Raw genomic sequence first — 18,109 nt, 5'->3', positions numbered from 1 at the left:
CGATCAGCCTTGCGCGTGCCAGAGTGCCGCGAAAAAATGGCAGGTGCTGCCGGCGAGCACGAACAGGTGCCAGACGAAGTGCGCGTAGCGCAGCTTCGAGTCGAGCAGGAACACCACCGCGCCCGCGGTGTAGGCCAGCCCGCCCGCCACCAGCCAGCCGAGCCCGGCCACGGACATGCGCTCGACCAGCGGCACCGCGGCCACCAGCGCCATCCAGCCCATCGCGACATAGAGCCCGGTCGACCACAGCGGATGCTGCAGGCGGTTGAGCAGCTTGGCGCCGACACCCACCACCGCGGCCGCCGTCACCGCGCTCAGCAGCGCCCAGCCCCAGGGCCCGCGCAGCACACCGAGCAGAAACGGCATGTAGCTGCCCGCAATGAAGAGGTAGATGGCGGCATGGTCGAGCCGGTTCAGCAGCAGCTTGGCGCGGCCGGCCGGCAGCGCGTGGTACAGCGTCGAGATGAGATACAGCACGATGGCTGTGCCGGCGAACAGTGAGGCGCCGATGACGTTGGCGGCCTGGCCCTGCTGCGCGGCATTGAACACCAGGATCGGAAGGGCTGCAACCGCAAGCAGCAGGCCCAGCCCATGGCTCACCGCGTTAGCGATCTCTTCACCGAGGGTCTGGATTCGGGGAGGTGTCAGTTCGGACATGCGTTCATTCTGCACAAAGCCGCTGTCGCGCGCGCTACGTCAGGCGGCGTAGACCGGAGATAGCATCCGGCTCCACAGCCGACTCCTCAAGACATATTCCAAGGAAACAAAGCCATGACCGCCACGCTCACCAACCACCAGGTTCGACTCGCCAAGCGTCCCGAGGCCGCCGCCACGCGCGAGCACTGGCGCTTCACCACCGAGCCCGTCGGCGAGCCGGCCGAGGGCGGCGTGCTGGTCAAGACACTGTCGCTGTCGCTCGACCCCGCGATGCGCGGCTGGCTCAACGACGCCAAGAGCTACATCCCGCCGGTGGCCATCGACGAGGTGATGCGCGCCGGCGGCGTGGGCCGCGTGGTCGCGTCGAAGAACCCCGCCTTTGCGGTAGGCGACACGGTCTACGGCACGCTCAATGTGCAGGAGTACATGCTCATTCCGCAGGAGGAGATCAAGCGCAACGGCCTGGTGAAGATCGACCTGCGCGTCGGCACCATCGGCCAGTGGCTCAACGTGCTCGGCATGCCGGGCATGACCGGCTACTTCGGCCTGATGGACGTGGGCCAGCCCAAGCCGGGCGAAACGGTTGTCGTCTCCGGCGCGGCCGGCGCAGTCGGCCAGACGGTCGGCCAGCTCGCCAAGATCAAGGGCTGTCGCGTGGTCGGCATCGCGGGCGGCGCGGCCAAGTGCGACTGGGTGGTGAAGGAGTTGGGCTTCGACGCCTGCATCGACTACAAGGCCGGCGAAGGCGCGGTGCGCGCGGGTCTCAAGGAACATTGCCCCAAGGGCGTCGACATCTACTTCGACAACGTCGGCGGCGAAATCCTCGACCAGGTGCTCGCCAGGTTGGCGCGCAAGGCCCGCATCATCATCTGCGGCGCGATCAGCCAGTACAACAACGCCAACAGCATGCCCGCTGCCGGCCCGCGCAACTACCTGAGCCTGCTGGTGAATCGCGCGCGCATGGAAGGCATCGTGGTGTTCGACTATGCCGACCGCTACCCCATCGCCATTGCCGAACTCTCGGGCTACCTGAAAGACGGGCGCATGAAAAGCAAGGAAGACACCGTCAAGGGCATCGACACCTTTCCTGAATCGCTCAACAAGCTGTTCGCGGGGGAGAACTTCGGCAAGCTGGTGCTGCAGGTGGCGGAAGACTGAGGTGATGCGCTGAGTCCGCGGGCGCCAGCCCGCGCACGGATCAGAGCGGACTTTTTTCACAGAACAGAACCTTCGCTTCGCAGTCTGTCGATCCGCGCCCCGCCAGTCGACTAGCCTCACCCCCTCGCAAATCAATCAGGGGGAAAGAGATATGAAGAAGAGCCTTTTCGTGGCGGGCGCAGTCGTGCTTGCCTTGACCGGATGCGCCAGCATCTTCAATGGCACGACGCAGCAAGTCACGGTGAGCAGCGTTCCCGAGGGCGCCATGGCGTCGGTGACCAATCGCGCCGGGGAGAAGATCCACAGCGGCGCCACGCCAGTCACGCTGACGCTCAAGCGCGGTGCGGGTTACTTCAAGTCGGAGAGCTATACCGTCGTCCTGACCAAGGACGGCTTCGCACCGAAGGAGCTCAAGCTCACCGCCACGCTCAGTGGTTGGTACATCGGCAACATCATGCTGGGTGGTCTGGTTGGCATGCTGGCGGTCGACCCGCTGACCGGCGCGATGTACACCTTCCCTTCGTCGGTCAGCAGCACGCTCGAGTCGCAGGCTACCAAGCGCTCTGCGGCCGATGGCGCACTGACCATCGTTTCCACCGAGACGCTCACGGCCGAGCAGATGAAGCATGCGCGCCTGCTGGCGCCGGCGGCGCGCGCGCTGCAGTAACCGCCGCTCAGCTCCCCGCCTTGTTCGGATCCCGCCAGGCGCGCTCGAACGGCAGTCGCCAGGCGTGCGGCGCGATCAGTTGGTGCACGCCCTGGCGGCGGTGATTCGAGCAGGTGGGTCGACACCTCCCACAGCCGCTCGATGCAAGGTCAATCGACCGAATGGCCAGCCGCCGCCCGAAACCGGGACAGTTGCCTCACGACGGCGCGGTGCCGTTGTCGAACAATGACATGGCGCACGTGACCGCAGCGATTTCCGCGCACAGGGGCCGGTGGTTGCCGACGCCGGCGCGCGGGCCGACTGACCGGAGTTTTCAGCGCGCGCGCGTTCCCATGACGGCCGCCGAGATGATCAGCAGCGCTGCCAGCGCAATCGTCCAGTTCAGCGGCCGTCCGGTCACCACCAGCAACAGCGCAGTCGACGCGAGCGGCGTGAGGTAGCTCAGGATGCCGATCTGGCGCGCGTCGCCTCGCTTCAGCGCCATGTCCCACAGGTAGAACGCGGCGCCGAGCGGACCGAGTCCGCACAGCACGACCAGCAGCCAGTCGCGCGCCGAGAGGGCCACCGCGGGCTCGAGCAATGCATGGCACGCCAGCGAGAGCAGGCCCGAAACCAGTCCGAACAGGCCGATCGCCGCTGTGGGAAACGCCGGCACGCGCTGCGTCCACAGCGAGTAGCTGGCCCAGATGAAGGCCGACCCGGCCGCCAGCGCGAAGCCCCAGGTCTCGCTGCTCGCAGGGTTGGCGCCGCTGCGAGCGCCGAGGATCGCGATGGCTGCGCCGACGAAGCCCAGCAGCGCCGCCAGCAGATGCAGCGCGCGCAATGAAACGCCGCGCAGCAGCATGGGCGCAAGCACCACCATCAGCAACGGCCAGAGGTAGTTGACCAGATTGGCCTCGACCGGCGGCGCATGCCGCAGCGCGATGAACAGCAGGAAGTGAAAGCCGAACAGGCCGTAGATCCCGAGCGCCAGCGTGGCTGCGGGCACTTGCCACGCGGTGCGGTCGCGCAGCACGCTGGGCAGGCTCAGCACGCTGCCGATGGTGAGCGCCAGGCCGGTCAGCAGAAAGGGCGGCACATGAGCGAGCGCGGTGCCGAGCGAGGCCAGCGAGGCCCACAGCACGATCGCGCCCAGGGCGTAGAGGCGGGAAGCGGAGGACTCTGAAGACATGCGCCCAGCTTACGGATTGTCGTCGTCGCGCAACGACGGCGTGTCGTCGCGTTTCAGCGCACGGCGTGACATCTGACACGTTGTCGGGGGGGAATGGCCACATAGCCTGTAATAACAAAGTTACACTCGCCAACTCAAAATTGCTACTTTTGTTTGCTGACTCGGGTGCCTCCCCGGCACACCGTTCCGACGAAAACGGCAGTTCCCTCGTCACCAAGCCCCAAGGCACCCCTCATGAATCGTATCTACCGCGTTGTGTTCAATCAGGCCCTTAACAGCTGGCAGGCTGTGTCCGAAATCGCACGGGGGCGGGTGCGCAGCAGCAGCGCCGCCGCTGATCGTCCGTCCATGGCCCGGTCGACCCCGAGTGCGGGCGGTTTGCGGGCCGTGGCGACCGCCGCGATGCTTTGCCTGATGGCCGGCGCGGCCACGGCCGGCGCCGGTGGCGCGGGTGGCCAGCCCACCCTCACGATCATCCACGGCGGCGCGGGCGGGAGCGACAGCACCGGCGGTGCAGGCGCTGTCAACGACACCAATGTCGGCTCCTTCGGCGGCGATGGCGGCACCGCGACGCCCGCGGGCGCGACCGGAGGCTCGGCTGCATTTGCGGGCGCGCCGCCGGTCGGGCCTGCCGGTGCGGGCGGCGCAGCCGGGATCCCCGGCACGCCGGACGGGTCGCCCGGCGGAAGCCAGCCGGCGGGAGGCTTCGGTGGTGGCGGCGGCGCCGGCGCTGCCGGTGCGAGCGGCGTCGTCACGGTAAACGGGGGTCTCCTTGCGGGCGGCAACGGCGGTGCCGGTGGTGCCGGGTTCTACGCTGCCGGGGGTGGCGGTGGCGGCGGCTACGGCGTCGTGCTCGACCCGTCGGTCACGTCGTTCACCAATGGAGGCACCATCGCCGCCGGGACGGGCGGCGCAGGCGGAAATGCCAATTCACAAGGCGCCGGCGGCGGCGGGGGCGGCACGGGCGTCTACTTTGCGCCGGCGGCCACCACCAGCCTGATCGTCAACAACGCCGCGGGCCTGATCCAGGGCGGCAACGGCGGCAACGGCGGCAACGGCACCGGCGGCGGCGGCACCGGCCCGAGCGGCGGTGGCGGCGGCGGTGGCGGCAATGGCGTGACTATGCTCGGCGGCCAAATGCGCAACGAAGCCGGCGCTGCCATCGTCGGCGGCAATGGCGGTGCGGGCGGCGCGGGCGATGCCACGCAGGGCGGCGGCGCTTCAGGTGGCGGCGGCAACGGCGGCAATGCGATCAATATCAATGCCGGCGGAACGCAGATCTTCAACGCCGGGACGCTGACGGGTGGCAATGGCGGGGCAGGGGGCACCAACACCACCGGGCCAACCGGTGCAGCGGGCAGCGCCGCCGTGGGCGTCGGCGTCGTGGGCAATGCCAATACGGTCATCAACGCGGGCAGCATCTCGGGCGGGCTCGGCGGCGACGGCGTCACGCGCGGCAACGCCGTGACATTCCTCGGCAACAACAACACGCTGGAGCTGCAAACCGGCTACGCCTTCACCGGCAATGCCGTGGCCAGCGGAACCGGCAACGCGCTGGCACTGGGCGGCACCACCAACGGTGCCTTCGACGTAACCGGCATCGGCACCCTGTACCAGGGCTTCGACGCCTACCGCAAGACCGGCACCGGCGCCTGGGCGCTGAGCGGCAGCAACGCGGCCGTCACGCCCTGGACGGTGCAGGCCGGCACGCTGGCGATCGCGAGCGATGCGAGCCTGGGCGCCATCGCGGGCGGGCTCACGCTGGACGGCGGCGCGTTGCAGACCACCGCCAGCATCGCGACCGCTCGCCAGGTGATTCTGGGCGCGGCCGGCGGCACGCTGCAAACCGACGCCGGCACCACGCTCTCGCTGAGCAGTGGCATCACGGGTGCGGGCAGCCTGCGCAAGGACGGCACCGGCGTGCTGGCGCTGAGCGGCGTCAACAGCTACACCGGCGCTACCAACGTCGCAACTGGCACGCTGCAGGCCGGCGCGGCCAACACCTTCGCCGCGGCCAGCGCCCACACGGTGGCCGCCGGCGCCACGCTCGATCTGGCCGGCTTCAACCAGACCGTCGCTTCGCTCAATAACGGCGGTACCGTCAGCCTGCTGGGCAGCACGCCGGGCACCACGCTGACAGTGACGGGCCCCTACCTCGGCAACAACGGCACCTTGCGGATCGGCACGTCGCTGGGCAACAGCGCCAGCGCCACGGACCGACTGCTGCTGAGCGGCGCCACCGCCGTGGCCACCGGCAGCACCACCGTGCAGGTCGTCAACATCGGCGGGCTCGGTGCGCAAACTACCGGCAACGGCATCGAGGTCATCAGCACGGCCAACGGCGGCAGCATCGGCGCCAACGCCTTCAGCCTGGCCGGTGGCCATGTGGATGCGGGTGCATACGAGTACCGCCTGAACACGACCAGCAGCGGTGGCTACCTGAGCTCCACCACGAGCGTTGTTCCGCCGCCCACCAATCCGACCACCCCGACCACTCCGACGGGCCCGACCATCCCCGCCGTGCCGGCGGTACCGATCGGCACGGTTCCCACCTACCGCGCCGAAGTGCCGCTTTTTGCCGCATTGCCCGAACAATTGCGCCAGGGCAACGTCGCCATGCTCGGCAACATGCACCAGCGCACGGGGGACGACGCGGGCGACCGGCAGGCCTGGGCGCGCGTGATCAGCACCGATCGCAATATCCGCCAGACTGGCACCGTCAGCCCAGAAAGCGATGGTCGCCTGACCGGCCTGCAGGCCGGCACCGACCTCTGGGCCAATGCCGGATGGCGGGCCGGCGTGTACGTCGGCCAGCTCGACGGCGACATGCAGGTCAGCGGTTTCGCCCGTGGCATCCAGAACCTCGCGGTCGGTTCGAACGACCTGCGCAGCCAGTACCTCGGCGCCTACGCCAGCTACAAGAACGCGGGTGGCTTCTACGCGGACGCCGTGCTGCAGGCCGGGCGCCACCGCTACACCGTGCAGCCGAGCCTGGCCCTGAGTACCGCCGGCAAGGGCGACAGCCTGCTGGCCTCGATCGAGGTCGGCCAGTCGTTTCCGCTGGCGCCGAACTGGACGATCGAGCCGCAATTGCAGCTCGTGCACCAGCGCCTCGGCCTGGACGATGCCTCGATCTTCGGTGCGCAGGTGCAGCAGGACGCCGACAGCGGCTGGCTGGTGCGGGCTGGCGTGCGCGTTAAGGGCGAGATCGCCACCGGCATCGGCACGCTGCAGCCCTACGGCCGCTTCAACATCTACAGCAGCAGCAAGGGCAATGATGTCACGCGCTTCATCGGGCCGGCGGCTTACACCGACATCCTGACGCGGACCGGCGGCACCAGCAGCGAGCTGGCAGCCGGCGCGACGCTGATGCTGTCGCCCACGACCAGCCTCTACGGCGAACTCGGCAAGCTGTGGGCTTCGGGCGGCAATGCGCGGGTCAAGAGCTCGGTCAACGCCAGCCTGGGCGTGAAGGTGCGCTGGTAAGCAGCGCCTATCCGGCGCGCCGCATCGCTGCGGTGAGCGCCGACGGCGAGCGGTAGCCGGTGCGTCGCGCCACCTCGGCCACGCCGAGGCCGTGGCCGCGCAACTGGCGTGCATGCGCCAGCCGCTGCTGGCGCAACCACTGCATCGCCGCCACGCCCAGTTCGTCGCGGCAGCGCTGCGCGAACTGGCTCGGGCTCAGGCAAACCACGGCGGCCATGTCGGCCACGCTCAGCGGCCGCTGCCAGCGCGCCTGCGCCCAGAGGCTCAGGGCGGCCCAGTCGATCGGTCGGCGTCGGCTTGCGCTGACAGGCAGCGGGCCCCAGGCTTCCAGCAGCAGTGCCGGCCCGTGCTGCAGTGCGAGCGCCGGTGCGTCGGGCTGGCACAGGCACAGCGCGAGATAGCGCGCGAGCGACAGAGCCTGCGGCGCCAGCGGGGAGCGTCCTGCCGCGCGGGCCCATGGCGTTTCGCGCGTGTCGAGCACCAGGCATCTTGCACCGTCGCGCGCTTCGAAGTCGTGCCGATCGCCGGGCTCGACCACCCACCCGTCGCCGGCCGCGATGCGCCGGCCCCGGCCTTCAACCTCCAGATCGAGATGTCCGTCGAGGCCCACGAGGATCTGGAAGTGGTCGTGCGCGTGGCTGCCGCGCGACGCGCCATAGCGGCGCAGCGAGAGGCCGTGCGGTGCGGGGGCGAGCGCGGTGGTCGACGACATGGTGCGACACGGATTGTCGGCGCGGCCGACGGCGCTGTCACCCGATCCGCAGCAACAGGGCCGAGGCGGCGCAGACGCCGCCGCCCTCGTTGGGCGGGGCTCCCGCTACCGCCTCAGCTGCGGGCATGCAGATCGCGCAGTTCGCGCTTGAGCACCTTGCCGATCGCACTGCGCGGCAGATCGTCGATCAGCCGCAGCGCAGCGAGCCGCTGGGTCTTGCCGAGCTGGGCGTTGGCCCATTGCAGCAGCGTGTCGGCGTCGGTGGCGTCGCCGGCCCGGCGCACCACGAAGGCAACCGGCGTCTCGCCCCATTGCTCGGACGGCACGCCGACCACGGCCACGTCGGCTACCGCCGCGTGGGCGCGCAGCACGGCTTCGAGATCGCTCGGGTAGATGTTGAAGCCACCGCTGATCACCATGTCCTTCTTGCGGTCGAACAGCGTCAGGAAGCCCTCGTCGTCGAAGCGGCCGATGTCGCCGGTGCGGATGAAGCGCATGCCTTCGGGCGAGAACCATTCGGCTTCGCGCGTCTTTTCAGGCTGGCGGTGGTAGCCGGCCATCATGCCGGCCGAGCTGCCGACCACTTCACCGGCTTCGCCGGCCGCCACTTCCTGGCCGGCCTCATCGATCAGGCGGATGTCGCTGCCTTCGGCCGGCTGGCCCACGGTGTGCAGCTTGGTCGGGTGCAGATGGGCTTCGAGGATGCAGGTGCCGCCGCCTTCGGTCATGCCGTAGAACTCGATCAGTCCGCCCGGCCAGCGCGCCAGCACGTCGGCCTTGAGCGCGGCGTTGAACGGTGCGCTGGTGCTGAACTTGAAGCGGAAGGACGACAGGTCGTGCGCGTCGAACGCCGCATGCGCCATCAGGCGCTGGTACTGCACGGGCACCAGCATGGTGTGCGTGGCGCGGTGCTGCTGCGCCAGCGCCAGGTAACCGCCCGCATCGAACTTCGGCATCAGGATCACGCAACCGCCGAACGCGATGGTCGGGAAGAACACCACCAGCGTGGTGTTGGAGTAGAGCGGCGTCGACAGCAGCGTGACCGTGTCGGGCCCGTAGCCGTAGCCCGCGCCGCGTTTCACATGCGACCAGCGCATGCCGTGGCCCTGCACGATGCCCTTGGGCTCGCCGGTGGTGCCGGAGGAATAGATGATGTTGAAGGGCGTGGCCGGCTGCAGTTCGACCGGATCAGGGCGCGATCCCGTCGGCGCCAGCCAGTCGTCGAGGGCGCGCCCGGCCTGGGAGCCGTCGAGCGCGATGCGCGGAATGCCGTCGGCGCGGGCGGAGCCAACGACCTCGGCGGCCGAAGCATCGGTGAAGAGCCATCGGGCGTCGGCGTCTGCCATCATGCGCACCAGACTGGCCGGCGTCGACCCCGGCGCCAGCGGCGCAACCGCGACACCGGCGCGCAGAGCGCCCAGGAATACGGCGGCATAGGGCACCGACGAAGTCGCGCAAATGGCAACCGCGTCGCCGGCGCCAAGGCCGTCGCGCTGCAATGCCGCCGCAACGCGATCCATCAGTGCATCCAGTTCGGCATAAGTGAGCGCAGACTTGCCGTCTTGCAGTGCGGAGCTGTGGGGGTGCTGCTGTGCATGGATCCGGATCAGGTCGGCGATCACGCCGAAATCCCGGGCCATCGCATCCTGGAAAGTATCCGAGTGGGTCATGGGCGAATGAAAAGAGTGTCAACGCAATGTCAGGTGGCCGCGTTGGAAGGTGCCGCAAGCCTTCGGGCCGGCGTCAAGTACGAGGAGCCATGATGACCCAATCCAACAAACCCGCTGTTCGCGCAGACGACAAGCGTTCCGGCCCGCCGACCCCCCGCCGTCCGGCCCCCCAGTCGCCCTCCGCCTGAACCTTACACGCCGGCGGCGTGGGCCTGCTCGTCGGCGTGGTAGCTCGAACGCACCATTGCGCCCACCGCGGCGTGGCTGAAACCCATCTTGTAGGCTTCTTCCTCGAACATCTTGAAAGTGTCGGGGTGCACATAGCGGCGCACCGGCAGGTGGCTGTTGCTCGGTGACAGGTACTGGCCGATGGTCAGCATGTCGATGTCGTGCGCACGCATGTCGCGCATGACCTGCAGAATTTCCTCGTCCGTCTCGCCCAGCCCGACCATGATGCCGCTCTTGGTCGGCACGTCGGGGTGCAGCGCCTTGAACTTCTTCAGCAGGTTCAGGCTGAACTGGTAGTCGCTGCCGGGGCGCGCTTCCTTGTAGAGGCGCGGCGCGGTTTCCAGGTTGTGGTTCATCACGTCGGGCGGCGCGGCCTTCAGGATTTCGAGCGCGCGGTCGTCCCGACCGCGGAAGTCGGGCACCAGGATTTCGATCTGCGTTTGCGGCGAGAGCGCCCGGATGTTCTGGATGCAGTCGACGAAATGCTGGCTGCCGCCATCGCGCAGGTCGTCGCGATCCACGCTGGTGATCACCACGTACTTGAGCTTGAGCTTGGCGATCGTCTTCGCGAGATTGAGCGGCTCGTCGGTATCGAGTGGGTCGGGCCGGCCATGGCCCACGTCGCAGAACGGGCAGCGGCGCGTGCACTTGTCGCCCATGATCATGAAGGTGGCTGTGCCCTTGCCGAAGCACTCGCCGATGTTCGGGCACGAGGCTTCTTCACACACCGTGTGCAGGTTGCTCTCGCGCAGGATCTGCTTGATCTCGTAGAAGCGTGTGGTCGGCGAGCCGGCCTTCACGCGAATCCATTCCGGCTTTTTCAGCGCCTCGCCCTGGATCACCTTGACCGGGATGCGCGACAGCTTGGCCGCGGCCTTCTGCTTGGCGAGCGGGTTGTACGTGTCTTGGCTTTGGGCGTCGCGGACGACTTCGGAGGTGCTCATGGCGTGATCAGGGTGCGAGGTACGTGACCAGCTTCTGGCCCAGTACCCGGGCAGCTTCGTCCCAGGTGGTTTGAACACCGATTGTAGAAAGGTCGACCGTTTTCAGTCCCGCATAGCCGCAAGGGTTGATGCGCGAGAAGGGCTCGAGATCCATCGCCACGTTGAGCGAGACGCCGTGGTAGGTGCAATGGCGGCTGACCTTGATGCCGAGCGCCGCAATCTTGCCGAGGCCGCGAAACGGGTCGGCGGGGTGCATCGGGCCGTTCAGCGCCGCATGCGAAAACGGGTCGTCGAGCCGCACATAGATCCCCGGCGCACCGCCAACGCGGTGGCCGGTCACGCCGAAATATGCGAGCGTGCGGATCACCGATTCCTCGAGGCGGTAGACGTATTCCTTGACGTAGTAGCCGGCCCGCTTGAGGTCGATCAGCGGATAGGCCACCACCTGGCCGGGCCCGTGGTAGGTGACCTGGCCGCCGCGGTCGGTCTGTACCACGGGGATGTCGCCCGGGTTCAGCAGATGGGCGGCCTTGCCGGCAAGACCTTGGGTGTAGACCGGCGGATGCTCGCAAATCCATAGCATGTCGCGCCCATTCGGCGAGCGCTCCAGCGTGATCCGGCGCATGGCCGCCCAGGTCGGCTCGTAGTCGACGCGGCCGAGAAGCTCGATCGGCAGGGGCACGACGACCGTCGTCAGATCACCCATTTGGTCATCGGGTGGCTGGTCAGCGCGCGATAGATGTTGTCCAACTGCTCGCGGCTGGTGGCGGTCACTGTCAGGGTCACGCTGAGGTAGTTGCCCGCCTTGCTGTTGCGCAGTTGAACCGTGCTCGCATCGAAGGCCGGATCGAATTGTTCGGCGATCTGCGTCATGGCGTGCACGAAGCCGTCGACGTTGGCGCCCGCCACCTTGATCGGGAACAGCGAGGGGTATTCGATCAGCGACTCCTGGCGCGTCGCGATGTGGTCGTTGTTGTCGCTCATGAAGAAACTCCGTTCTGTCGCTTGGCCTGCTGGTAGGCGGCGTACAAGGCGTCATAGATAGGGCCGGGCCGCCCGGTTCCAATGGGCTGGCCGTCCAGCGTCGTCACGGGCAGCACTTCCTTGCTGGCGGACGACAGCATGAGCTCGTCGGCACCGAACACTTCCTCACGGGTGACGCGGCGCAACTCGTACGAAATGTCTGCCTCGCGGCACAGCCGCTGCAGCAGGTCATAGCGGATGCCCTTGAGCACGAGCTGGTCGGGCACCGGGCCTGCGAGGCGGCCGTCCTTGACGATCCACACATTGCTCGAGGAGGCTTCACTGAGCGCGTCGCCGCGAAACATGATGGTTTCCGTCGCGCCGGCTTCCACGCTGATCTGCCGCGCCAGCACGGCGCCGAGCAAACTGGTGCTCTTGATGTGGGCCTTCTGCCAGCGGAAATCTTCGGCGGTGACGCAGGTCACACCCTTGGCGCGAACCGCATCGGGCACCGGCTTCAGCGGGTTGACCATCGCGAACACCGTGGGCGTGATGCCTTGCGTCATGGCGTGGTCGCGCGGCGCGACACCGCGGGTCACCTGGAAATACACGGCGACCGATGGCGCTGCCGCCTGATCCACCAGCTGCTGGGCGATCGCGCGCCATTGCGCGGGCGTGTGCGGGTTCGTAATCTGCAACTCGGCCAGCGAGCGGCCGAGCCGTGCGATGTGCTCGTCGAAACAGAACAGGCGGCCGTTGTACGCAGGCACCACTTCGTAGATGCCGTCGCCGAAGATGAATCCTCGGTCCAGTACGCTGACCTTGGCCTGACCCAAGGGCGTGAATTCACCATCGAGGTAGCAGAGCGATTGGGGAAGAGCGGTGGCGAGAGGATGCATGCGGAGAATTATGGGCGGCTCGTGCGCACGGGGTCTTCCACCTCGCCATGTCTGCCGTCAAGCACACTCATTCCACCCCGCGCGCCGGGAAATGGCGGGAGGCCATGGGTTTTTACTTATAATCAATGGCTTTGTAGAAATTCTGTTTCGTCACTCGGGCGCCATTCCAAATGAGAAAAATAGCCCGGGACGCGGAGCGTGAAGAAGACCCCGACGCAGATTTCAAGCCGCTGACCGCCGATGAGGCGCGCCAGTTGCGCGAAAGAAGTCCTTCGATCTCCCCTTGGCGGGTGATCTCGGGTCAGGCCCTCGCGGGCCTGCTGGTGGCTTTGGCCGCCTGGGGTCTGACGGGGAGGCAAAATCTGGGTTGGTCGGCCGGTTATGGCGCGTTGTCGGTGGTGGTTCCCGCTGCTGTCTTCGCGCGCGGCCTGACGGGTCGTTTGTCTTCCCTGAATCCGGCCACGGCGATGGTCGGGTTCTTTGTATGGGAAATGGTCAAGATGGCTTTGACGCTGGCAATGTTGCTGGCGGCGCCAAAGCTGATAACGGCGCTGAGCTGGCCGGCGATGCTGGTGGGTTTGGCGGTGGCAATGCAGGCGTATTGGGTGGCGTTGATGTTCGCGCCCAAGCGCAAGTAACTGAGAGACGAGTAACAGATGGCTGCTGAGAACGCTGCGGAACATGGTCAGACCTCTGGTGAATACATCATTCACCATCTGACGCACCTGCAAAACGCCAAGCCCAAGGCGGTTGTCGACTTTTCTGTTTTCAGCTTCGACTCCATGTTCTTCTCGATCGCGATCGGCGTGATCGGTTGCTGGATCCTCTGGTTGGCTGCGCGCAAGGCCACTTCGGGCGTGCCGGGTCGCTTCCAGGCGGCGGTCGAGTTGCTCGTCGAAATGGTCGACCAGCAGGCCAAGGGCATCGTGCACAACAAGGAGAGCCGCAAGTTCGTGGCCCCGCTCGCGCTGACGATCTTCGTGTGGATCTTCATGCTCAATGCGATGGACTTGTTTCCGGTCGACTTGTTCCCGTTCCTTTGGCAAAAAATCTACGGCGCCTTCGGCGGAGACCCGCATCACGCGTATCTGCGCGTCGTGCCCACGGCCGACCTGTCGGTGACGATGGGCCTGTCGGTGGCCGTGCTGCTGATCTGTCTGTACTACAACATCAAGATCAAGGGCCTGGGCGGTTGGGTTCATGAACTGTTCACCGCGCCGTTCGGCAACCATTGGGCGCTGTACCCCTTCAATTTCGCGATGCAGATGATCGAGTTCGTTGCCAAGACGGTCTCGCACGGCATGCGGTTGTTCGGCAACATGTACGCTGGCGAACTGATCTTCCTGCTGATCGCACTGATGGGCGGCGCGTTCACGCTGTCGGCTACCGGCATCGGCCTGGCAGTCGGTCACATCATCGCGGGCACCGTCTGGTCGATCTTCCACATCCTGATCATCACGTTGCAAGCCTTCGTGTTCATGATGCTGGCGCTGGTGTACATCGGCCAGGCTCACGATCATCACTGATCAAGTTTTCGTTTCCGTTTTCTTTTTTCTCGTCAACCAAAGTCCCTTAGGAGTCATCATGGAAGTTATCAGCTTTGTTGCACTGGCCGCCGGCCTGATCATCGGTCTCGGCGCGTTCGGCGCTTGCGTCGGCATTGGCATCATGGGCAGCAAGTACCTCGAATCGGCTGCACGCCAACCCGAGCTGATGGGTGAACTGCAAACCAAGATGTTCCTGCTGGTCGGCCTGATCGACGCATCGTTCATCATTGGTACCGGTGTGGCCCTGTGGTTTGCCACTGCCAACCCGTTCCTGGCGCAAATCGCCAACCTGCCGAAGTAATCAGGCTTCTCGTCGGACCCAAGTTGTCGTTCCCATCGGAATGGCTGCGGAATCCATCCCAAAGAGAGGGTGAAAAGTGAGCATTACCGGTACCTTAATCGTCCAGATGATCGTGTTCCTGATCCTGGTCGGGTTCACGATGAAGTTCGTGTGGCCGCCGATCGCGAAGGCGCTGGACGAGCGCGCCGTCAAGATCGCCGACGGCCTGGCTGCGGCTGACAAGGCCAAAACCGAGCTGGCTGCGGCCGACAAGAAAGTCGAATCCGCACTGAGCCAGGCCCGTAACGAGTCGGCCCAGCGGCTGGCCGATGCGGAGCGTCGTGCCCAGGCGATCGTGGAAGAGGCCAAGGGCCGCGCCACCGAAGAGGGCAACAAGATCGTTGCCGCCGCACGCGTCGAAGCCGAGCAACAGTCCGCCAAGGCCCGCGAGGCCCTGCGCGAGCAGGTCGCCGCGCTTGCCGTCAAGGGCGCCGAGCAGATCCTGCGCAAGGAAGTGAACCCCGCGGTTCACGCCGATTTGCTGGCCCGCCTGCAGACCGAGCTCTGAAGCACGAGGCGCAACGAGGATCACCATGGCAGAAATCGCCACCATTGCACGCCCCTACGCCGAGGCCTTGTTCAAGGCTTCCGCGGCCGACCTTCAAGGCGCTGGCGCCTGGCTGGAGCAGGTTGCAGCGATTGCGGGTCAGCCGCAACTGCAGCAGTTCGCCGACAACCCGAAGGCCACGCCCGAGCAGGTGCTCGGCGTGATCGCCGGTGTCGCGGCTGGCACGCTGCCCGCGCAGGCCAACAACTTCCTGTCGGCCCTGCTCGAAAACGGTCGCTTTGCGGCCCTGCCCGAGATTGCCCGGCAGTTCCGCCTGCTGGCCAATGCCCAGCGCGGCTCGTCCGATGCGGTGGTGTACAGCGCCTTCCCGATCGACGACGCAGCGCTCGCGTCGCTTGCGGCCGTGCTCGAAAAGCGCTTCGATCGCAAGTTGCAGGTGTCGGTTCAGCTCGATCCCTCGTTGATCGGTGGCGTTCGCGTGGCGGTGGGTGACGAGGTGCTCGACACTTCCGTCAAGGCCCGCCTCGAACAAATGAAAGTTGCGCTGGCGGCGTAAGCCCCCGGCCCCTTACCCTTACCAAGAAAGAAGGAAAGAGTCATGCAACTCAATCCCGCAGAAATTTCCGAACTCATCAAGAGCCGTATCGAAGGTCTTGGCGTCAGCGCCAATATCCGCAACGAAGGCACCGTGGTGTCGGTGACCGACGGCATCGTGCGCGTGCACGGCCTGTCGGACGCGATGCAGGGCGAAATGCTCGAGTTCCCGCCGAGCGCTGACGGCACGCCGTCGTTCGGCCTGGCGCTGAACCTCGAGCGCGACTCGGTCGGCGCCGTGATTCTGGGCGAATACGAGCACATCTCCGAAGGTGACACGGTCAAGTGCACCGGCCGCATTCTGGAAGTGCCGGTCGGCCCCGAACTCATTGGCCGCGTAGTGAACGCGCTGGGTCAGCCGATCGACGGCAAGGGCCCGATCAACGCCAAGATGACCGACGTGATCGAAAAGGTCGCCCCGGGCGTGATCGCCCGCAAGTCCGTCGACCAGCCGCTGCAAACCGGCCTCAAGTCGATCGACTCGATGGTGCCGATCGGCCGTGGCCAGCGCGAGCTGATCATCGGCGACCGCCAGACCGGCAAGACGGCCGTGGCGATCGACGCGATCATCAACCAGAAGGGCCAGGGCGTGACGTGCATCTACGTCGCCATCGGCCAGAAGGCTTCGTCGATCAAGAACGTGGTGCGCGCGCTGGAGCAAGCCGGTGCCATGGACTACACGATCGTGGTCGCTGCATCCGCCTCGGAATCGGCCGCCATGCAGTACGTGTCGGCCTACTCGGGCTGCACGATGGGTGAGTACTTCCGCGACCGCGGCGAAGACGCACTGATCGTCTATGACGACCTCTCCAAGCAAGCCGTTGCATACCGCCAGGTGTCGCTGCTGCTGCGCCGTCCGCCAGGCCGCGAAGCCTACCCCGGCGACGTGTTCTATCTCCACAGCCGCCTGCTCGAGCGCGCAGCCCGCGTGAACGCCGACTACGTCGAAGCCTTCACCAAGGGTGAAGTCAAGGGCAAGACCGGTTCGCTGACGGCCCTCCCGATCATCGAAACGCAAGCCGGCGACGTGTCCGCTTTCGTGCCAACCAACGTGATCTCGATCACCGACGGCCAGATCTTCCTGGAAACCAATCTGTTCAACGCCGGTATCCGCCCCGCCATCAACGCCGGTATCTCGGTGTCGCGCGTGGGTTCGTCGGCGCAGACCAACCTGATCAAGAACCAGTCGGGCGGTATCCGTACCGACCTGGCCCAGTACCGTGAACTGGCCGCGTTCGCGCAGTTCGCTTCCGACCTCGACGAAGCGACCAGGAAGCAACTCGACCGCGGTGCGCGCGTGACGGAACTGCTCAAGCAAACGCAGTACAGCCCGCTGCCGATCTCGTTGATGAACGCCACGCTGTTCGCAGTGAACAAGGGCTTTATGGACGACATCGACGTCAAGAAGGTGCTGTCGTTCGAACACGGCTTCCATCAGCTGCTGAAGTCGAGCCACGCTCCCCTGCTTGCCACCATGGAAAAGAACGGTGCCAAGTGGGACGTCAAGCCGGCCAAGCCCGACGACAGTGCGGAAAAGCAAGCCTTCAAGAAGGTTTGCCAGGACGCCGAAGCCGAACTGCTGGCAGCCGCCACCTCGTTCAAGAAGTCGTTCGCCTGATCGACCCCTTGACCGACGCAAGAAGGAGCTCTTATGGCAGCTGGTAAGGAAATCCGCGGCAAGATCAAATCGGTGGAGAACACCAAGAAGATCACCAAGGCCATGGAAATGGTCTCGGTTTCCAAGATGCGCAAGGCGCAGGAACGCATGCGCGCGGCCCGCCCCTACAGCGAGAAGATTCGCAACATCGCAGCCAATCTCGGCAAGGCGAACCCGGAGTACACGCACGCGTTCATGAAGACGAACGAGGCGAAGGGCGTCGGGTTCATCATCGTGACGAGCGACAAGGGCTTGTGCGGTGGCTTGAACACCAACTTGCTGCGCGCCGTCACGATCAAATTGCGCGAGGCACAGAGTGCCGGCATCGCGATCGAATCGGTTGCCATCGGCAGCAAGGGTCTCGGCTTCCTGAACCGCATCGGCGCCCGCGTGGTCGCGCATGTCACCCATCTGGGCGACACGCCGCACCTCGACAAGCTCATCGGACCGGTGAAGACGCTGCTCGACGCCTATGCCGAGGGCAAGCTGTCTGCCGTGTACCTGTGCTACACCAAGTTCATCAACACAATCAAGCAGGAGCCGATGGTCGAGCAGCTGCTGCCGCTGGCCGCCGAATCGCTGCAGACCGAGCCCGGCGCGCACTCGTGGGACTACATCTACGAGCCCGATGCACAAAGCGTGATCGACGAACTGCTGGTTCGCTATGTCGAGTCGCTGGTGTACCAGGCGGTGGCCGAGAACATGGCGTCCGAGCACTCCGCGCGCATGGTCGCGATGAAGGCCGCCACCGACAACGCCGGCAACGTGATCGACGAACTCAAGCTGGTCTACAACAAGACCCGTCAGGCCGGCATCACCAAGGAACTCTCCGAGATCGTCTCGGGCGCGGCAGCAGCCGCGGGCGTGTAAGCCAGTTTCACGGTCGTCCCCTACAAACAACTTTTATC

The 18,109-nt window shown here is 66.1% G+C and carries 18 protein-coding genes; 10 read left to right on the top strand and 8 right to left on the bottom strand.

The features are described from left to right. Positions 1 to 3: 3 nt before the first annotated feature. Positions 4 to 657, bottom strand: a complete 654-nt coding sequence (trhA, locus tag ACSFA8_RS25490) for a PAQR family membrane homeostasis protein TrhA (RefSeq protein WP_435482260.1) — start codon at positions 655 to 657, stop codon at positions 4 to 6. 114 nt (positions 658 to 771) lie between these two features. Here trhA and ACSFA8_RS25485 point away from each other — a divergent pair, with 114 nt between their 5' ends. Together ACSFA8_RS25485 and ACSFA8_RS25480 are read left to right on the top strand one after the other, a co-directional pair. Beyond that, a complete protein-coding gene (locus tag ACSFA8_RS25485; RefSeq protein ID WP_435482259.1) occupies positions 772 to 1,815 on the top strand; it encodes an NADP-dependent oxidoreductase in 1,044 nt (347 codons plus the stop codon). Between the two features lie 151 nt (positions 1,816 to 1,966). Continuing rightward, on the top strand, positions 1,967 to 2,482 hold the full coding sequence (locus tag ACSFA8_RS25480; protein WP_435482258.1) for a hypothetical protein: 516 nt from the start codon (positions 1,967 to 1,969) through the stop codon (positions 2,480 to 2,482). A gap of 313 nt (positions 2,483 to 2,795) precedes the next feature. Here ACSFA8_RS25480 and ACSFA8_RS25475 read toward each other — a convergent pair whose 3' ends face one another. After that, positions 2,796 to 3,653, bottom strand: a complete 858-nt coding sequence (locus tag ACSFA8_RS25475; RefSeq protein ID WP_435482257.1) for a DMT family transporter — start codon at positions 3,651 to 3,653, stop codon at positions 2,796 to 2,798. A 234-nt stretch (positions 3,654 to 3,887) separates the two neighbouring features. Between ACSFA8_RS25475 and ACSFA8_RS25470 the strand changes: the two genes are divergently transcribed. Beyond that, a complete protein-coding gene (locus ACSFA8_RS25470) occupies positions 3,888 to 7,139 on the top strand; it encodes an autotransporter outer membrane beta-barrel domain-containing protein (protein WP_435482256.1) in 3,252 nt (1,083 codons plus the stop codon). A gap of 7 nt (positions 7,140 to 7,146) precedes the next feature. Here the strand turns inward: ACSFA8_RS25470 and ACSFA8_RS25465 are convergent, their stop codons facing one another. The 6 genes from ACSFA8_RS25465 to ACSFA8_RS25440 all read right to left on the bottom strand — a co-directional run bounded on the left by ACSFA8_RS25465 (position 7,147) and on the right by ACSFA8_RS25440 (position 12,555). Continuing rightward, the gene (locus tag ACSFA8_RS25465) at positions 7,147 to 7,851 is read right to left on the bottom strand and encodes a helix-turn-helix domain-containing protein (protein ID WP_435482255.1); all 705 of its coding nucleotides are present in this window, start codon (positions 7,849 to 7,851) and stop codon (positions 7,147 to 7,149) included. A gap of 113 nt (positions 7,852 to 7,964) precedes the next feature. Continuing rightward, on the bottom strand, positions 7,965 to 9,491 hold the full coding sequence (locus ACSFA8_RS25460; RefSeq protein WP_435482280.1) for a class I adenylate-forming enzyme family protein: 1,527 nt from the start codon (positions 9,489 to 9,491) through the stop codon (positions 7,965 to 7,967). A 221-nt stretch (positions 9,492 to 9,712) separates the two neighbouring features. Further along, positions 9,713 to 10,693 carry a lipoyl synthase gene (lipA, locus tag ACSFA8_RS25455; RefSeq protein WP_435482254.1) on the bottom strand — a complete coding sequence of 327 codons (981 nt, stop codon included), beginning with the start codon at positions 10,691 to 10,693 and terminating at the stop codon, positions 9,713 to 9,715. 7 nt (positions 10,694 to 10,700) lie between these two features. After that, positions 10,701 to 11,399 carry a lipoyl(octanoyl) transferase LipB gene (lipB, locus tag ACSFA8_RS25450; protein ID WP_435482253.1) on the bottom strand — a complete coding sequence of 233 codons (699 nt, stop codon included), beginning with the start codon at positions 11,397 to 11,399 and terminating at the stop codon, positions 10,701 to 10,703. Next, positions 11,387 to 11,677 (bottom strand): YbeD family protein, encoded by a 291-nt coding sequence (locus ACSFA8_RS25445; RefSeq protein WP_435482252.1) that lies wholly within the window; start codon positions 11,675 to 11,677, stop codon positions 11,387 to 11,389. The genes lipB and ACSFA8_RS25445 overlap by 13 nt, the downstream gene beginning before the upstream one ends. Next, positions 11,674 to 12,555 (bottom strand): D-amino acid aminotransferase, encoded by an 882-nt coding sequence (locus ACSFA8_RS25440; protein WP_435482251.1) that lies wholly within the window; start codon positions 12,553 to 12,555, stop codon positions 11,674 to 11,676. Before ACSFA8_RS25440 ends, ACSFA8_RS25445 begins: the two co-directional genes overlap by 4 nt. Positions 12,556 to 12,725: 170 nt before the next feature. On the opposite strand from ACSFA8_RS25440, the gene ACSFA8_RS25435 reads away from it, so the two are divergent. From ACSFA8_RS25435 to atpG, 7 genes are all read left to right on the top strand, one after another. Beyond that, complete coding sequence (locus tag ACSFA8_RS25435; protein WP_435482250.1) at positions 12,726 to 13,193, top strand: ATP synthase subunit I; 468 nt, start codon at positions 12,726 to 12,728, stop codon at positions 13,191 to 13,193. Between the two features lie 18 nt (positions 13,194 to 13,211). Then, positions 13,212 to 14,081, top strand: coding sequence for a F0F1 ATP synthase subunit A (gene atpB, locus ACSFA8_RS25430; RefSeq protein WP_435482249.1), 870 nt, complete (start codon positions 13,212 to 13,214; stop codon positions 14,079 to 14,081). Positions 14,082 to 14,139: 58 nt separating this feature from the next. Continuing rightward, positions 14,140 to 14,403 carry a F0F1 ATP synthase subunit C gene (gene atpE / locus ACSFA8_RS25425; protein ID WP_435482248.1) on the top strand — a complete coding sequence of 88 codons (264 nt, stop codon included), beginning with the start codon at positions 14,140 to 14,142 and terminating at the stop codon, positions 14,401 to 14,403. Positions 14,404 to 14,479: 76 nt separating this feature from the next. Continuing rightward, entirely contained in the window at positions 14,480 to 14,950 is a 471-nt protein-coding gene (locus ACSFA8_RS25420) for a F0F1 ATP synthase subunit B (RefSeq protein ID WP_286541046.1), read from the top strand. Between the two features lie 25 nt (positions 14,951 to 14,975). Beyond that, a complete protein-coding gene (locus tag ACSFA8_RS25415) occupies positions 14,976 to 15,506 on the top strand; it encodes a F0F1 ATP synthase subunit delta (RefSeq protein ID WP_435482247.1) in 531 nt (176 codons plus the stop codon). A gap of 42 nt (positions 15,507 to 15,548) precedes the next feature. Then, positions 15,549 to 17,162 carry a F0F1 ATP synthase subunit alpha gene (gene atpA, locus ACSFA8_RS25410; RefSeq protein WP_435482246.1) on the top strand — a complete coding sequence of 538 codons (1,614 nt, stop codon included), beginning with the start codon at positions 15,549 to 15,551 and terminating at the stop codon, positions 17,160 to 17,162. 33 nt (positions 17,163 to 17,195) lie between these two features. Continuing rightward, positions 17,196 to 18,071, top strand: a complete 876-nt coding sequence (gene atpG, locus ACSFA8_RS25405) for a F0F1 ATP synthase subunit gamma (protein ID WP_435482245.1) — start codon at positions 17,196 to 17,198, stop codon at positions 18,069 to 18,071. The last annotated feature ends 38 nt before the right edge of the window (positions 18,072 to 18,109 follow it).

The sequence above is a fragment of the Variovorax nitratireducens genome (genome assembly GCF_051216545.1).
Classification (GTDB): domain Bacteria; phylum Pseudomonadota; class Gammaproteobacteria; order Burkholderiales; family Burkholderiaceae_C; genus Variovorax.
The sequence above is the reverse complement of the archived record's forward strand: the minus strand, read 5'-3'. Positions and strand labels throughout refer to the sequence as shown.

What these genes read in the sequence shown, in the direction of transcription:
- trhA (WP_435482260.1), bottom strand. Translation starts at nt 657, where the DNA reads ATGTCCGAACTGACACCTCCCCGAATCCAGACCCTCGGTGAAGAGATC.
- ACSFA8_RS25485 (WP_435482259.1), top strand. Translation starts at nt 772, where the DNA reads ATGACCGCCACGCTCACCAACCACCAGGTTCGACTCGCCAAGCGTCCC.
- ACSFA8_RS25480 (WP_435482258.1), top strand. Translation starts at nt 1,967, where the DNA reads ATGAAGAAGAGCCTTTTCGTGGCGGGCGCAGTCGTGCTTGCCTTGACC.
- ACSFA8_RS25475 (WP_435482257.1), bottom strand. Translation starts at nt 3,653, where the DNA reads ATGTCTTCAGAGTCCTCCGCTTCCCGCCTCTACGCCCTGGGCGCGATC.
- ACSFA8_RS25470 (WP_435482256.1), top strand. Translation starts at nt 3,888, where the DNA reads ATGAATCGTATCTACCGCGTTGTGTTCAATCAGGCCCTTAACAGCTGG.
- ACSFA8_RS25465 (WP_435482255.1), bottom strand. Translation starts at nt 7,851, where the DNA reads ATGTCGTCGACCACCGCGCTCGCCCCCGCACCGCACGGCCTCTCGCTG.
- ACSFA8_RS25460 (WP_435482280.1), bottom strand. Translation starts at nt 9,491, where the DNA reads ATGGCCCGGGATTTCGGCGTGATCGCCGACCTGATCCGGATCCATGCA.
- lipA (WP_435482254.1), bottom strand. Translation starts at nt 10,693, where the DNA reads ATGAGCACCTCCGAAGTCGTCCGCGACGCCCAAAGCCAAGACACGTAC.
- lipB (WP_435482253.1), bottom strand. Translation starts at nt 11,399, where the DNA reads ATGGGTGATCTGACGACGGTCGTCGTGCCCCTGCCGATCGAGCTTCTC.
- ACSFA8_RS25445 (WP_435482252.1), bottom strand. Translation starts at nt 11,677, where the DNA reads ATGAGCGACAACAACGACCACATCGCGACGCGCCAGGAGTCGCTGATC.
- ACSFA8_RS25440 (WP_435482251.1), bottom strand. Translation starts at nt 12,555, where the DNA reads ATGCATCCTCTCGCCACCGCTCTTCCCCAATCGCTCTGCTACCTCGAT.
- ACSFA8_RS25435 (WP_435482250.1), top strand. Translation starts at nt 12,726, where the DNA reads ATGAGAAAAATAGCCCGGGACGCGGAGCGTGAAGAAGACCCCGACGCA.
- atpB (WP_435482249.1), top strand. Translation starts at nt 13,212, where the DNA reads ATGGCTGCTGAGAACGCTGCGGAACATGGTCAGACCTCTGGTGAATAC.
- atpE (WP_435482248.1), top strand. Translation starts at nt 14,140, where the DNA reads ATGGAAGTTATCAGCTTTGTTGCACTGGCCGCCGGCCTGATCATCGGT.
- ACSFA8_RS25415 (WP_435482247.1), top strand. Translation starts at nt 14,976, where the DNA reads ATGGCAGAAATCGCCACCATTGCACGCCCCTACGCCGAGGCCTTGTTC.
- atpA (WP_435482246.1), top strand. Translation starts at nt 15,549, where the DNA reads ATGCAACTCAATCCCGCAGAAATTTCCGAACTCATCAAGAGCCGTATC.
- atpG (WP_435482245.1), top strand. Translation starts at nt 17,196, where the DNA reads ATGGCAGCTGGTAAGGAAATCCGCGGCAAGATCAAATCGGTGGAGAAC.